This window comes from Streptomyces sp. NPDC048172 (assembly GCF_043202595.1).
Lineage (GTDB): Bacteria > Actinomycetota > Actinomycetes > Streptomycetales > Streptomycetaceae > Streptomyces.
The window spans coordinates 63,126-77,783 of record NZ_JBIDAT010000007.1; the positions used below are offsets into that span (position 1 = coordinate 63,126).

General features: G+C 69.1%; 13 protein-coding genes. 5 read left to right on the forward strand and 8 right to left on the reverse strand.

The window, feature by feature from the left end:
- Window positions 1-12 precede the first annotated feature (12 nt).
- On the forward strand, window positions 13-1,164 hold the full coding sequence (locus ACGF3A_RS29740; protein WP_393733464.1) for a TerD family protein: 1,152 nt from the start codon (window positions 13-15) through the stop codon (window positions 1,162-1,164).
- A gap of 28 nt (window positions 1,165-1,192) precedes the next feature.
- Here the strand turns inward: ACGF3A_RS29740 and ACGF3A_RS29745 are convergent, their stop codons facing one another.
- The 6 genes from ACGF3A_RS29745 to ACGF3A_RS29770 all read right to left on the reverse strand — a co-directional run bounded on the left by ACGF3A_RS29745 (window position 1,193) and on the right by ACGF3A_RS29770 (window position 5,853).
- Window positions 1,193-1,951: a Tellurium resistance gene (locus ACGF3A_RS29745; RefSeq protein ID WP_393733465.1), complete on the reverse strand. Its 759-nt coding sequence runs from the start codon at window positions 1,949-1,951 to the stop codon at window positions 1,193-1,195.
- Between the two features lie 123 nt (window positions 1,952-2,074).
- Window positions 2,075-3,238, reverse strand: coding sequence for a DUF475 domain-containing protein (locus tag ACGF3A_RS29750; RefSeq protein ID WP_393733466.1), 1,164 nt, complete (start codon window positions 3,236-3,238; stop codon window positions 2,075-2,077).
- Between the two features lie 61 nt (window positions 3,239-3,299).
- A complete protein-coding gene (locus tag ACGF3A_RS29755) occupies window positions 3,300-3,878 on the reverse strand; it encodes a TerD family protein (protein ID WP_393733467.1) in 579 nt (192 codons plus the stop codon).
- Between the two features lie 195 nt (window positions 3,879-4,073).
- A complete protein-coding gene (locus ACGF3A_RS29760) occupies window positions 4,074-4,649 on the reverse strand; it encodes a TerD family protein (protein WP_393733468.1) in 576 nt (191 codons plus the stop codon).
- A gap of 183 nt (window positions 4,650-4,832) precedes the next feature.
- A complete protein-coding gene (locus tag ACGF3A_RS29765) occupies window positions 4,833-5,291 on the reverse strand; it encodes a peroxiredoxin (RefSeq protein WP_393733469.1) in 459 nt (152 codons plus the stop codon).
- 121 nt (window positions 5,292-5,412) lie between these two features.
- On the reverse strand, window positions 5,413-5,853 hold the full coding sequence (locus tag ACGF3A_RS29770; RefSeq protein WP_393733470.1) for a DUF3052 domain-containing protein: 441 nt from the start codon (window positions 5,851-5,853) through the stop codon (window positions 5,413-5,415).
- A 551-nt stretch (window positions 5,854-6,404) separates the two neighbouring features.
- On the opposite strand from ACGF3A_RS29770, the gene aceE reads away from it, so the two are divergent.
- Entirely contained in the window at window positions 6,405-9,152 is a 2,748-nt protein-coding gene (gene aceE, locus ACGF3A_RS29775; RefSeq protein WP_393733471.1) for a pyruvate dehydrogenase (acetyl-transferring), homodimeric type, read from the forward strand.
- A gap of 121 nt (window positions 9,153-9,273) precedes the next feature.
- On the opposite strand, the gene ACGF3A_RS29780 is transcribed toward aceE, so the two are convergent.
- Both ACGF3A_RS29780 and ACGF3A_RS29785 read right to left on the reverse strand, forming a co-directional pair.
- Window positions 9,274-9,747: a peptidase inhibitor family I36 protein gene (locus ACGF3A_RS29780; RefSeq protein ID WP_393733472.1), complete on the reverse strand. Its 474-nt coding sequence runs from the start codon at window positions 9,745-9,747 to the stop codon at window positions 9,274-9,276.
- 247 nt (window positions 9,748-9,994) lie between these two features.
- Complete coding sequence (locus ACGF3A_RS29785; protein WP_393733473.1) at window positions 9,995-11,611, reverse strand: MFS transporter; 1,617 nt, start codon at window positions 11,609-11,611, stop codon at window positions 9,995-9,997.
- Window positions 11,612-11,717: 106 nt separating this feature from the next.
- Between ACGF3A_RS29785 and ACGF3A_RS29790 the strand changes: the two genes are divergently transcribed.
- The 3 genes from ACGF3A_RS29790 (at window position 11,718) to ACGF3A_RS29800 (ending at window position 14,656) form a co-directional block, all read left to right on the forward strand.
- On the forward strand, window positions 11,718-12,350 hold the full coding sequence (locus ACGF3A_RS29790; protein WP_393733474.1) for a TetR/AcrR family transcriptional regulator: 633 nt from the start codon (window positions 11,718-11,720) through the stop codon (window positions 12,348-12,350).
- A gap of 117 nt (window positions 12,351-12,467) precedes the next feature.
- Window positions 12,468-13,721: an alpha/beta hydrolase gene (locus ACGF3A_RS29795; RefSeq protein ID WP_393733475.1), complete on the forward strand. Its 1,254-nt coding sequence runs from the start codon at window positions 12,468-12,470 to the stop codon at window positions 13,719-13,721.
- Window positions 13,722-13,777: 56 nt separating this feature from the next.
- A complete protein-coding gene (locus tag ACGF3A_RS29800) occupies window positions 13,778-14,656 on the forward strand; it encodes a DUF4429 domain-containing protein (RefSeq protein ID WP_393733476.1) in 879 nt (292 codons plus the stop codon).
- Window positions 14,657-14,658 lie beyond the last annotated feature (2 nt).

Below are 14,658 nucleotides of genomic sequence, written 5' to 3' on the forward strand. Positions count from 1 at the left end.
CAGGATGAATCCATGACGCACGCGATGACGAAGGGATCGAACATCCGGCTAGAGGCCACGGCGGTGCGTGCCGTGCTCTGCTGGACGCCGGGTGCGGGCGTGCCGGATGTCGACGCCTCGGCCCTGCTGCTCGGCGAGGACGGTCAGGTGCGGTCGGACGACGACTTCATCTTCTACAACCAGCCGCGCCACCCGTCCGGACTGGTCAGGCACCTCGCCAAGACCCGCGAGCCCGAGGGCCTGCGGGACACGGTCGAGGCCGACCTCACCGCGCTCGACGCCTCGGTGGACCGGGTGCTGCTGGCCGCCTCGGCCGACGGCGGCACCTTCGCGGACGTCCCGGAGCTGCGGCTGCTGCTGCACGACGGGGCGAACGGCTCGGGCGCGCCCGTCGCGCGCTTCGACATCGAGCCCGAGACCGGCTCAGAGACGGCGATGGTCTGCGGCGAGCTGTACCGGCGCGGCGACGGCTGGAAGTTCCGCGCCCTGGGCCAGGGGTACGACACGGGGCTGATCGGCCTCGCCACCGAGTACGGCATCTCGGTCGACGAGAGCGAGCCCAGCCAGGAGACGCCCCCGCCCGCCACGGACCCGGGCCCCGACCTGGACGCGACGATGGCCCACGTACCGGGCCCCGACACGCTCGACGCCGACGACTACGCGCTGCGCGCCCCCTCGGCGCCACCGTCGGCGCCGCCCCTGCCCACCGCTCCCCCGGCGGCTCCCGCGACCGCACCGGCGGCGGTAACCGCAGCTGCGGCCGCGGCCGCGCCTACGGCTTCGGTGCCCCAGCCGCCCTCGGAGCCCGACTTCCCGGAGCCGAGCCCGGTCCCGGACCCGCATCCGGGCCCGGCTCCCGGCCCCGGACCCGCGCCGGGCCCCGGTCCCGGACCCGGTCCTGGCCCCGAGCCGATGCCCGACCCGGGCCCGCTGCCGCCCTCGCCGCCGGAGCCGCAGCCGGACCCGGCGGGGGCCGGGGTGGCCGGGGCAGCCGGGGGGCCCGCAGGGGCCGCGCCGGGGTACGGGTATCCGCAGCCACCCCAGCCCCAGCAGCCCCCGACGACACAGCCCGCCTACGGATATCCGCAGCCCGCCTACGGCTACCCGCAGCCGGACCCCGCGTTCACGCTGCCGCCCCAGGGCCCGCAGTTCCTCAACCGCTGAGCCCTGAGGCGTACGGCGGGCGGGGTCCTCAGACCTTGCCCGCCTTGTAGCCCCGGCCCCACTGCAGGCCCCAGCCGTAGAGCCGGTCCAGCTCGGCCTGGAAGCCGTAGACGTACCGCACCTCGCGGCGGACGCTCAGCTCGCCCTTGTTGTTCTCCATCAGCAGCACCGCGCACGAGCGGGCCTGGGGCGCCCGCTCGTCCAGCGCGACCTCGACGCGCGGCCCGTTGCTCGGGAAGAGCGAGAGGATCGCGTGCGTACGGTCGAAGGCGGGCGTGCCGTCGTAGATGTAGACGAAGAAGAGCAGCCGCTTGATCTCGTCCTTGTGGTCGAGGTTCACATAGATCGTCTCGCCCGACGGCGAGCCGAACCTGTCGTCGCCGCTGAGCTTCACGTACGGCGGCGCGTTCATGTCGCCCATGAAGCCGCCCAGCGGCTGGACGACGCCCTTGCTGCCGTCCACCAGCTCGTACAGACAGGCGAGGTCCAGGTCGACGTTGACCACGCCCTGGGTGTGCGCCTGCACCACGTCCGGCTTGAACATCTGGAGCGGGTGCCGGAGCGAGCCGGTCCGCCTCCGCCGCCCCTCCAGGTCCGAACTCCTCATCCGCCAGGAGAGGTTCACCCGCATGCTGCCGGAGTCCGCGCTCTGCTTGGTCAGAGAGAGCTCGGAGTTCCGTTTCGTCAGCTCCACCGCGTACGTCGACGGACCGCCGACGGTGTCGAACTTGGGTCCGCGCCGCCCCATTCCCACGCCGCTCCGCCAGTTCTCCCACAGGGAGACCATCACGCACCCCCACTCAAGTGCTCCGGATACCCGCCGCGGGGCGGCGCCCGCTCCGGAACGGGCCTGAGCCCGCGCCGGGTACGGATGCCGCCCCGCTGGGAGCGTTCCTCATTCAGGAGACGGTCACACTCCGGACGTGACCTCTGATTCCTTGGATTCGTCCTCGCCGCCCCCGGAGTCCCCATCTCCCCCTTCAGCCTCCAGACGGCGGTTGCGCCGCACCGAGGACCAGAAGGAGAAGGCGATCAGGAGCACGCCGATGGAGCCCGTGATGACCTCGTGGATCTCGTACTTGATCGTGATGAGCAGGATCGCGGCGAGCGCGCCGATCGCGTAGTGCGCGCCGTGCTCCAGGTAGACGTAGTCGTCCAGCGTCCCCTGGCGGACCAGGTAGACCGTGAGCGAACGGACGTACATCGCGCCGATGCCGAGGCCGAGCGCCATCCAGAAGATGTGGTTCGTGATGGCGAAGGCGCCGATGACGCCGTCGAACGAGAAGGAGGCGTCCAGCACTTCCAGGTACAGGAACATGAAGAAGGCCGCCTTGCCCGCGAGGCCGACCATGCTCGGGTCCTTGCCGGCCCGCTTGGCCGCTTCCTCCTCCTCGTGCTCGCGCTCCTCCTCCTCTTCGAGCTTGTCCTCGAAGTGTCCGGAGAGACCGCCGACGATGAGATAGGTGATCAGTCCCGCGATGCCGGAGAGCATCACCGTGCCGGACTTGTCGGCGTGCATCCCGCCGTGCTGGTGGGCACCCGTGGCGATGGTCACCGCCACGACGAGCAGCACGATGAGCGCGAGGCAGACCGAGAGTCCGTTCACCTTGCCAAGCCGGGAGAGCGGGCGCTCCAGCCAGCCGATCCACTTGTGCTCACGCTCGTCGAAGATGAAGTCGAGGAAGATCATCAGCAGGAACATCCCGCCGAAGGCCGCGATGGCCGGGTGGGCGTCGGTGACGAGCTGCTCGTACCTGTCCGGATTGTCCAAAGCCACTTCGACGGCTTCGATCGGACCCACCTGGGCGGTGATGGCGACGATGACGACCGGGAAGACCAGTCGCATGCCGAATACCGCGATCAGAATGCCGATGGTGAGGAAGATCTTCTGCCAGAAGGCATTCATCTTCTTCAGCACGCCGGCGTTGACGACCGCGTTGTCGAAGGACAGCGAGATCTCCAGGATGGAGAGCATCAGCACGAGTACGAACGCTTCCCACCCCCAGAAGAACGCGGCGGCGGCGAGTCCGACGGCGGTGACGCCGAAGGACCAGCCGAAGGTTTTCAGGACCACTGGCTTCCCAATCAGGTATCCGGTCTACGCATGACGTTGATGTCGATGTCGTGACGCTGGCTTATGCGACATTGACGCCGAAGTCTAGGGCGATACCCCTCAGCCCCGACGCGTACCCCTGGCCGACTGCACGGAACTTCCACTCTCCGCCGTAGCGGTACAGCTCCCCGAAGATCATCGCAGTCTCCGACGAGGCGTCCTCGGTCAGGTCGTAACGCGCCAGTTCGGCACCGTCCGCCTGATTGATCACACGAATGTACGCATCGGTCACTTGGCCGAACGTCTGGTGGCGCGAGTCGGCGTCGTAGATGGAGACGGGGAAGACCACCTTCTCGATCTGCGTGGGGACCAGCGTGAGGTCCACGAGAACCGTTTCGTCGTCGCCCCCGGAGCCCCCGACCAGCTCGTCACCCATGTGCTCGACCGAGCCCTCGGGGCTCTTGAGGTTGTTGTAGAAGATGAAGTACTCGTCGCCGAGCACCCGGCCGTTCGCGCCGCAGAGCAGCACGCTCGCGTCCAGGTCGAAGTCGGCGCCCGTGGTGGAGCGGGCCTTCCAGCCCAGCCCGATCTGGACCTGTGTCAGATTCGGTGCGGCCTTCGAGAGGGAGACGTTTCCCCCCTTGGCGAGCGTCACGCTCATGTTCCTGGTTCCTCTCCCCGGTTCATGTCCCCGACCCGTGTCCCCGATACGTGCACTCACGGTGCCCCCAGTGTCCCCGCACCACCAAGCGCCGCACACCTCCAGGTGACGGAAGTCTGCGGCGCCCGTGATTGCCGGTCTGTGACAGCGCGAGGACGCGCACCGGCTGCTTGCTGGCGTGTACTGGCGGTGGAATCAGACGTTCACGCCGAAGTCCTGCGCGATGCCGCGCAGGCCCGAGGCGTAGCCCTGGCCGATGGCCCGGAACTTCCACTCCGCACCGTGCCGGTACAGCTCGCCGAAGACCATCGCGGTCTCGGTGGAGGCGTCCTCGCTGAGGTCGTAGCGCGCCAGCTCGTTGTTGTCGGCCTGGTTGACGACGCGGATGTACGCGTTCCGCACCTGGCCGAAGCTCTGCTGGCGGCTCTCCGCCTCATAGATGGAGACGGGGAAGACGATCTTCTCCACGTCGGCCGGCACCCCCGCGAGGTTCACCTTGATGACCTCGTCGTCGCCCTCGCCCTCACCGGTGAGGTTGTCACCGGTGTGCTCCACGGAGCCGTCGGGGCTCTTGAGGTTGTTGAAGAACACGAAGTTCTGGTCGTTGCCGACCTTCCCCTGCTCGTTCGTCAGCAGGGCGCTCGCGTCGAGGTCGAAGTCGCTCCCTGTGGTGGTGCGCGCGTCCCAGCCCAGACCGACGATCACGGCGGTCAGGTTCGGCGCCTCCTTGGTCAGAGAGACATTGCCGCCCTTGCTGAGGCTGACTCCCACGAGTCCTCCTGAATAATTGTTCGTAAGGAGCACTGCGTGCCCCCGTATTACGGATGCCGTCAGATCAACGATTCGATCCTAGTGAGCGGTTCCCTCCCCTACATCCCTCTGTCGGGAGTGACCGCAATTTTCTGTTACGCGGTTCGGCGCACGTTTCGGTGCGCGGCTCAGCGGGGCGGAGACTCAGAGGGTCCCGAGGGCCTTCACGTACTCATCGAGGTCCCGGGCGTCGGGCAGCCCGTTGACAACGGTCCAGCGCACGGTGCCCTCCTTGTCGATGATGAAGGTGCCGCGCAGCGCACAGCCCTTCTCCTCGTCGAAGACTCCGTACGCCCGCGAGGCTTCGCCGTGCGGCCAGAAGTCCGACAGCAGCGGGTACTCCAGCCCCTCCTGCTCCGCGAATACGCGCAGCGAGAACGGCGAGTCGTTGGAAACCGCGAGCAGCTGGACGTCGTCGTTCACGAACTTCGGCAGCTCGTCCCGGAGCGCGCACAGCTCGCCGGTGCACACACCGGTGAACGCGAAGGGGTAGAAGAGCAGCACGACGTTCTTCTCGCCCTTGAAGTCCGAGAGGCGGACGGTCTGGCCGTGGTGGTCCTTGAGCTCGAAGTCCGGGGCCTTGGTGCCGACCTCGATCGCCATGGCGGTGTTCCCTTCGGTGGGCGGGACTGGGTCGCTCCCACCCTATGCACCGAGCCCCCGCCGGCCGGGGCCGGGCGGGGGCTCGGGGGAACTCTCGGGGAACCCTGCGAAGGGCCCGCGATCAGTGCTTGCCGGAACGGGCCCCCTTGGGGGTGACCAGCCTGCTGCCCGTCCAGTCCTTGGCCGCGTTGAAGCTCTTGGTCTGGGACAGGCCGGCGGTCTGGGACGCCTCGCCGATCTCGCTGGGCTCGACATAGCCCTCACGGCCCGTCTTCGGGGTCAGCAGCCAGAGCGGGGCGCCTTCGTCGATCATCGTGGTGGCGTCCACCAGCGCGTCCGTCAGGTCGCCGTCGTCCTCTCGGAACCACAGCACCACGGCGTCGGCCACATCGCCGTAATCCTCGTCGACGAGCTCCTGGCCGGTGATTTCCTCAATGGACTCGCGGAGCTCCTGATCGACATCGTCGTCGTAGCCGATCTCTTGGACCACCTGCTCGGGCTGGAAACCCAGCCTCTCGGCGGGGTTGGTCCGCTCCTCCGCGTGGCCCGCGGTCGCGCTCACGGATTGCCTCCTGTCATGTTTCTCGAATATGGCTTGCGCCCCGCGCGCACGTGGGGCATTGGCCGTAGTCCACACGGGCGGGGCGGATCACGCAAGTACCCGGCCGCCGATCCCGCACAAACGTTGACGTGTCATCCCACAATGCCTGATCGAGAGTGATTCGCACCACATTGAGTCCGCCAGGATCCACCAGGTTTGCCCCGGCTGGACCGGGGGAGCCGTACGGGTGCACCTGGCAGCCGAACGGACGTTTGTCCAGCAATCCGGGATCCCCGGGGGCCGTCCGCCATGAGCGTAAAATTGCGGTTTGGGCATCTTTGCGGCGCGATCCGGGCGGCCATCCTCCGGCCCGCCTCAAGCAGGTCCGGGTTACCTCTCGGTAGAGATGACGTAATCGCGGCAGCGGTACACGATGGAGGCGGCGCGAGACCTGCCGAGACCGCTCCGCGACCGACAGAGACCGACCGCGACCGACAGAGCACGAATCCACCGGCGTGCGCTGCCTTCATTGCGCGCAGAGCACGACACGACCGAAACAGCGAAGGAACAGCGTGGCTTCCGGATCCGATCGCAATCCGATCATCATTGGCGGCCTTCCCAGCCAGGTCCCGGACTTCGATCCCGAAGAGACCCAGGAATGGCTCGACTCGCTCGACGCGGCTGTCGACGAGCGCGGAAGGGAACGAGCCCGTTACCTCATGCTCCGGCTGATCGAGCGCGCCCGCGAGAAGCGCGTCGCCGTCCCGGAGATGCGCAGCACGGATTACGTCAACACCATCGCGACCAAGGCCGAGCCCTTCTTCCCCGGCAACGAGGAGATCGAGCGCAAGGTCCTCAACGCGACCCGGTGGAACGCGGCCGTCATGGTCTCCCGCGCCCAGCGCCCGGGCATCGGCGTGGGCGGACACATCGCCACCTTCGCCTCCTCGGCCTCCCTCTACGACGTGGGCTTCAACCACTTCTTCCGCGGCAAGGACGAGGGCGACGGCGGCGACCAGGTCTTCTTCCAGGGCCACGCCTCCCCCGGCATCTACGCCCGTGCCTTCCTCCTCGACCGCCTGAGCGAGGCCCAGCTCGACGGCTTCCGCCAGGAGAAGAGCAAGGCCCCGCACGGCCTCTCCAGCTATCCGCACCCCCGGTCCATGCCGGACTTCTGGGAATTCCCGACGGTCTCCATGGGCCTCGGCCCGATCGGCGCGATCCACCAGGCCCGGATGAACCGCTACATGGAGGCCCGCGGCATCGCCGACACCTCCAAGTCCCGCGTCTGGGCCTTCCTCGGCGACGGTGAGATGGACGAGCCCGAGTCCCTCGGCCAGCTCTCCCTGGCGGCCCGCGAAGGGCTGGACAACCTCACCTTCGTCATCAACTGCAACCTCCAGCGCCTCGACGGCCCGGTGCGCGGCAACGGGAAGATCATCCAGGAGCTGGAGTCCTACTTCCGCGGCGCGGGCTGGAACGTGATCAAGCTCGTCTGGGACCGCTCCTGGGACCCGCTGCTGGCCCAGGACCGCGACGGCGTGCTGGTCAACAAGCTCAACACCACGCCCGACGGCCAGTTCCAGACCTACGCCACCGAGAGCGGCGACTACATCCGCGAGCACTTCTTCGGCGGCGACCAGCGGCTGCGGAAGATGGTCGAGGGGATGACCGACGACCAGCTCCTCCACCTGGGGCGCGGCGGCCACGACCACCGCAAGGTCTACGCGGCGTACAAGGCGGCGGCCGAGCACAAGGGCCAGCCGACCGTCATCCTGGCGCAGACCATCAAGGGCTGGACCCTGGGCCCCAACTTCGAGGGCCGCAACGCCACCCACCAGATGAAGAAGCTGACGGTCGACGACCTCAAGGGCTTCCGCGACCGGCTGCACCTCCCGATCCCGGACAAGGAGCTGGAGTCCGGCGTTCCGCCGTACTACCACCCGGGCCGGGACTCGGAGGAGATCCAGTACATGCACGACCGGCGCCAGGAGTGCGGCGGCTATGTGCCCACCCGGGTCAACCGGTCGAAGCCGCTGAACCTCCCCGACGACAAGGCCTACGCGGCGGTGAAGAAGGGCTCCGGGCAGCAGCAGATCGCCACCACCATGGCGTTCGTCCGGCTGCTCAAGGACCTCATGCGGGACAAGGAGATCGGCAAGCGCTTCGTGCCGATCGCGCCCGACGAGTACCGCACCTTCGGGATGGACTCCTTCTTCCCGTCCGCCAAGATCTACAACCCGCTGGGCCAGGCCTACGAGTCGGTGGACCGTGAACTCCTGCTCGCCTACAAGGAGTCGCCCACGGGCCAGATGCTCCACGACGGCATCTCCGAGGCGGGCTGCACCGCCGCGGCGATCGCCGCCGGGTCCGCCTATGCGACGCACGGCGAGCCGCTGATTCCGATCTACGTCTTCTACTCGATGTTCGGATTCCAGCGCACCGGCGACCAGTTCTGGCAGATGGCCGACCAGCTCTCCCGGGGCTTCGTGCTCGGCGCCACCGCGGGCCGCACGACGCTCACGGGCGAGGGGCTCCAGCACGCCGACGGCCACTCGCAGTTGCTCGCCTCGACCAACCCGGCCGCCGTCGCCTACGACCCGGCCTTCGGGTTCGAGATCGCGCACATCGTCCAGGACGGCCTGCGGCGGATGTACGGCTCCAGCCCCGAGCACCCGCAGGGCGAGGACGTCTTCTACTACCTGACCGTCTACAACGAGCCCATCCACCAGCCCGCCGAGCCGGAGAACGTCGACGTCGACGGCATCCTCAAGGGTCTCTACCGCTATCAGCAGGGCGAGAGGGGCACCCACCGGGCGCAGATCCTCGCGTCCGGCGTCGCCCTGCCGTGGGCCATGGAGGCCCAGCGGATCCTCGCCGACGACTGGGACGTCCGGGCCGACGTCTGGTCCGCGACCTCGTGGAACGAGCTGCGCCGCGAGGCCGTCGAGGTGGAGCGGCACAATCTGCTCCGCCCCGAGGAGGAGCAGCACGTCCCCTACGTCACGCGGAAGCTCCAGGACGCCGAGGGGCCGAAGGTGGCCGTCTCCGACTGGATGCGGGCGGTGCCGGACCAGATCGCCCGCTGGGTGCCGGGCGCCTACCAGTCGCTGGGCGCGGACGGCTTCGGCTTCGCCGACACCCGGGGCGCCGCGCGCCGCTTCTTCCACATCGACGCGCAGTCGATCGTCCTCGGCGTGCTGACCGAGCTGGCCAAGGAGGGCAAGGTCGACAGGTCCACGCTGAAGCAGGCTGTGGACCGCTACCAGCTGCTGGACGTGGCGGCGGCCGACCCGGGCGCCGCCGGCGGCGACGCGTAGCCGCCTGAGCGCCTCACGGCCGAGGTCCCGCACCTTCCGGATCCTCCGGCCGAGGTCCCGTGGCCGCCGCTCGCGGCGGCCACGGGCCGGGTCGCGGCCCCGCTCGCGGGCCGGGGCCATCTCAGTTCTCCCACACCTTGAACGCCCGTCCCCGGTATGCCGTCTCGGGCGTCCAGGAGCCGGTGGGGTGGGTGACGAACTCGCCCGTCTCCGCGCACTCGCGGCTCTGATACAGCGTGACGGGCCGTCCCGTCCTGTTCCCCAGCGAGGCGGCGGTCGTTCCCTTGGGGAGGGGCACGCAGCTCTCGATGTCGATCCCGCTCAGCTCATACGTCCTGCGCTCGCCGCGGAATCCCGTGCGGTCCCAGAGGCACAGTTCTCCCGCCGCGCACTTCCCCAGCTTCGGCTGCCCTGCCGCGTGCGCTGCTCCGGGTGCCGCCCCGGGTGCCGCCTCGGGTACGGAGCGGGGAGCCGACGCGGCGCCCGCAGGCGGGATCACGGCCGCCAGCGCGGCGACCGCCAGGACTCCGGCCGCCACCGAACCGAGCGCGACGGGCGAGCCCTTGGAACCTCGCGCGGACATGTGCTTGGGCATGCTGATCACAGCAGATCACTTCCCCCGATTCGGGCCGGACGTGAGGTCGACCGGCGTGTGATCAGCATGTCCAGCGCCGATGTGCCGCGCCAAGAGCAAACGGCCCGGTTCACCGGGACAGGTGGCGGAGTTGTCCACAACTGGCGCGTTGTCCACAGGAGTTCGCGCTTCCGCTTCTGTCCCGGTCAACCGGGCGTCAATATCGGAGGCTTCAGGCGCCCCTGCTGCCTCTCTTGTCCCTGCCGCCTCAGATGTGCACGGAGGGGCCCGCGTCGTTGCTGCCGCGGCTGGTGAAGAAGGCGACACCGGCGGCCAGGACCGCGACGATGCCCGCGCAGGTGAAGGCGAGCCCCATGCCGGACATGAAGGAGTCGTGCACGACGTCCCGCGTGGCCTCGATCATCTGGGAGGGGGTGCCCTTCGGCGCGGGCGGCGCCATGCCGACCTCCGCCGCGCTCTTGAGCCCGGCCTCCTGCTCCGGCGCGAGCGGCGGGAGCTTGGCCTCGTGCCACTTGTCGGAGAAGACGCCGTTGACCTTGGACGCCATGACGGCGCCGAGCACGGCCGTACCGAGGCTGCCGCCGACCTGCATGGCGGCCTGCTGGAGGCCGCCCGCGACGCCCGCGTGCTGTATCGGGGCGTTGCCGACGATGACTTCGGTGGCGCCGACCATCACGGGCGCCAGGCCGAGGCCCAGCAGGGCGAACCACACGGAGGTGATCCCGGCGCCGCTGTCGGTGCTCAGCGAGGAGAGCCCGAACATCGCGACCGCGGTCAGCACCATCGCGCCGACGAGCGGCACGCGCGGGCCGATCTTGGTGATCACGGCGCCCGCCAGCGGCGAGGCCACGATCATCATCGCGGTGAGCGGCAGCAGCCTCAGGCCGCTGTCGACGGGGCTCAGTCCGTTGACGTTCTGGAGGTAGAAGGTCACGAAGAAGAGGCCGCCCATGAAGCCGAAGGCCATCAGCACCATGAGCACGGTGCCTGCGCTCAGCGGCACGGAGCGGAACATGCTGAGCGGCAACAGCGGTTCCTTGGCCTTGGTCTCCCAGAACGCGAACCCGGCGAACGAGAGCAGCGAGACGGCGAGGAAGCCCAGCGTCTTGGGGTCGCCCCAGTGCCATTCGGGGGCCTTGATGATGGCCCAGACGAGGCAGAACATCGCGACCGAGAGCAGCACGATGCCGCCGAGGTCGAAGGAGCGCGGGGCGTTCTCCACCGGCTTGGCGAGGAGGATCACCAGGCCCATGCCCAGGGCCAGCGCCCCGACCGGGACGTTGATGAAGAAGACCGATTCCCAGTTCACGTGCTCGACGAGCAGGCCGCCGATGATCGGGCCGGCCGCCGTCGAGGCGCCGATGACCGCGCCCCACATGCCGATGGCGGCGTTGAGCTTCTCCGGCGGGAACGACGCCCTCAGCAGGCCGAGGGCAGCGGGCATCAGCAGCGCACCGCATATGCCCTGGAGCACCCGGAAGGTGATGACGAGGGAGACGGACCCGGCGAAGCCGATCGCCGCGGACGCGGCCGCGAAGCCGATGACGCCGACGAGGAAGGTCTGGCGGTGGCCGAAGCGGTCACCGAGCTTGCCCGCCGTGATCAGGGAGACCGCGAGGGCGAGCAGATAGCCGTTGGTGATCCATTGGACGTCGGCGAGCGAGGCGCCGAGGTCCTTCTGGATGGCGGGGTTGGCGATAGCGACAATCGTGCCGTCGAGCGCCACCATCGCGACGCCGAACGCGACGGTGACGAGCGTCAGCCAAGGGTGCCCGCGAACCCCCTTACGGGTGTCCGGTCCGGCATCCCGTGGACCTGACGGTTCCGGCGCGTCGTGCGCGACGGTGCTGGTCTGGGAACTCATGGCGCGAGAATAGTGACAGTCGCTGACAATTGACAAACCGAATTATTCGCCGGTAAATGTCAGCCCAGCACCGCCCCGACCAGTGAGAACTTGAGAGGTTCGGACGTTGACAGGTCTGCGTGAACGGAAGAAGCAGCGCACCAGGGACGCGCTCATCCTGGCCGCCCACGAACTCTTCGTCACGCAGGGTTATGACGCCACGACCGTCGACCAGATCACGGAGGCCGTCGAGGTCTCCCAGCGCACCTTCTTCCGCTATTTCTCCAACAAGGAGGACGTGGCCCTCGCCCTTCAGCAGATGTTCGCGGAGCGGTTCTTCGCGGCGCTCAGCGGACGCCCCCTGGACGAGGCCCCGATGGACGCGCTGCGCCACACACTGGAGGTGTCCTGGGGCGAGCTGGGCCCGGCGATCGAGGAGATCGTCCCGCTCGACCTCCACATGCGGATGTGGCAGGTCATCGAGGTGACGCCCGCCCTTCTCGCCGCCCACCTGCGGCAGTCGCTGGTCCTGGAGGAGCGGCTCGCCGCCGAGATCGCGCGCCGCACAGGGCTGGACCCCGAGAGCGACCCCAGGCCGCGCGTCCTGGTCGCCGCCTTCTGCGCCGTCATGGGCATCGCCGGGCGCCACTGGGCGATGCGGGGCAACGCCTCCCTGGAGGAGGCCCGGAGGGTCATCAAGTCCTACGTCGACCATCTGACGCCCGCACTGAGCGCCAACTGGGACGATCGCGGAGCGTGACGGGCGTACACATCCGCGCCCGGATTGCCACGAGTATCCAGTCCGAAACGTGAGATGACTCACGGGGACCTCGTGAGCGCGTGGATGCCCGTCGGCATCTCCTAGGGTGGCGCCCCAGTGACTTACTTCTCCGCTCTCGGCAACCCGTTGTCCGGTTCGGGCTCCCCATGGTCGGGGGTCCCCGGCACCACCGCGTGGCGCGCGCTGCTCGCGCTGGCGGTGGTGTTCGTGCTGCTGGTGACCACCGGATGGACAGCCGTCCGCAAGCACGAGCTGGCGGAGGGGCCACGCGACGCAGCGCTGCTCGCCTGGGAGAAGAGCACCTTCGCCGGGCGGCAGCTGCCCGACCCCGACTCCCGGCCCTCCGTGATCGCCCGTTTCTTCAGCTCCCTGAGCGCCGGACAGCAGCACCGTCTGGCCACGAGCCATCCCCTGGTCGTCGGAAACCTGGGAGGCACCCCGCTGAAGCTGCGTTACGAGGCCAACCGCGCGGCCCTGGTCGACGCCCGGGACGTCGAGCGCAAGAGGATGGTCGACGACAGGCTGACGGACGAGGGCCGCCAGGAGGCGGGGCGCCGCATGCACCGCTTCGAGGCGATGCTCCGTCCGGGCCGTCAGATCCTCGCGTTCGACCCGACGGCCCGTGGCCGTGCCGCCGAGGTCTTCGGGGACCTCGGCCGGGCCCAGCGGGTCTCCGTCGTCGTCCCCGGGGTCGACACGGACCTCCTCACCTTCCAGCGGACCTGGCGTCCGTACTCGGCGCCCGTCGGCATGGCCGGGGCGCTCCAGAAGGAGCAGCGCCGCACGGCGCCGTACGTGCACACGGCGACCATCGCCTGGGCCGACTACACGGCGCCCGTGGGGCTCGGGGTGGACGCGGCCTCCGGCGGTCCCGCCGAGGACGGCGCGAAGCGGCTCAACAAGCTGGTACGGAGCCTGCCTTCCACCGTGCGCGACCCCCAGGTGGAGGTCGCGCTCTTCTGCCACAGCTACGGCTCGGTCGTCTGCGGGGTCGCCGCCGACGACCTGCCGCGGCGGGTCACCGACATCGCCGTCGCGGGCAGCCCCGGGATGCGCGTGGACAGCGCCGGGGAACTCGGCACCGCGGCGCACATCTGGGCGATGCGCGACCGGGACGACTGGATCGCGGACGTGCCCCACATGAACTTCGGCGGACTCGGCCACGGGGCCGATCCGGTCTCGGACAGCTTCGGCTCGCGCCATCTGTCGGCGGGTGCCGCCGTGGGGCACACCGGATACTTTGTGCCACGTACTCGCAGTCTGACGAACTTCGCGGCTGTTGGTACCGGCTCGTACCGAAACGTCGACTGCGACTCGTCCGACCCGGGGTGCGCAGCCGTCACGGAATAACGCGCGTAGCGTTTCGGAGGGGGACGTGAAGGCGACCGCCGCATACGATGGCCCACATGGGTGACGTACTGGCTGGAATTCACTCCACCTGGGAGTTCGACACGGACTCCGTGCTCATCCGCTTCGAACGGGGGATCCGCACACCGAAGCTCTTCCACGTGCTCGGGGAGCGGCGCGTCCCGTACGAGGCGCTGAGCTCTGTCGAACTGGCACCGGGTGGACGACGCGGCACCGTGGCGCTGCGCGTCACTCCGCGGGAGGGCGCCGATCCTCTGCTGGAGGCTGCCGCGGGGCAGCTCAAGGAGGGCAACGACCCCTACCGGCTCGTCATACCCGCCGACCGCGAGACCCTGGCGGACTACTACGCGACGGAGCTGAGTTCCGCGCTCCCCGCGGACGCCGACAAGCCCGTCGAGGGCTACATGGTGGCCGCGCCCTCCGCCCCGCAGAGCTTCAAGGCGTACGACGGCAAGGCGTCGTTCGACGGGAAGGTCGTCACCTTCCGCTGGTTCTGGACCGGCGCGTCCTCCGCGAAATGGAAAGCGGGCGACCAGTTCTTCCCCGTGGGCGAGCTGGAGGACGTCGAATGGCGCTCGCCCGAGGTCTTCAACGGCCATCTGCGGCTCCGTCCGCGCGGTACGGAGGCCATGAGCGAGGCCGATCAGGACCCCGCCTCCGTGGTGTTCGGCCTCGGCTACGGGCCGGTCTACGAGTCGCTGCCGTTCGCGGCGGCCGTCCTGGAGGCGGTGCGCGGCGCCGAGCCGGTCCTCAAGCCCGAGACGCCCGTGTCGCCGCCCCCTTCCGCCGCCAAGAGGCGCTCCGACCCCGCCGATGTCGCCGAGCGCATCCGGCACTTGGGCGAGCTGCACGACGCGGGACTGCTGACGGACGACGAGTTCACGGCGAAGAAGGCGGAGCTGCTGGCGGAGCTGTGAGC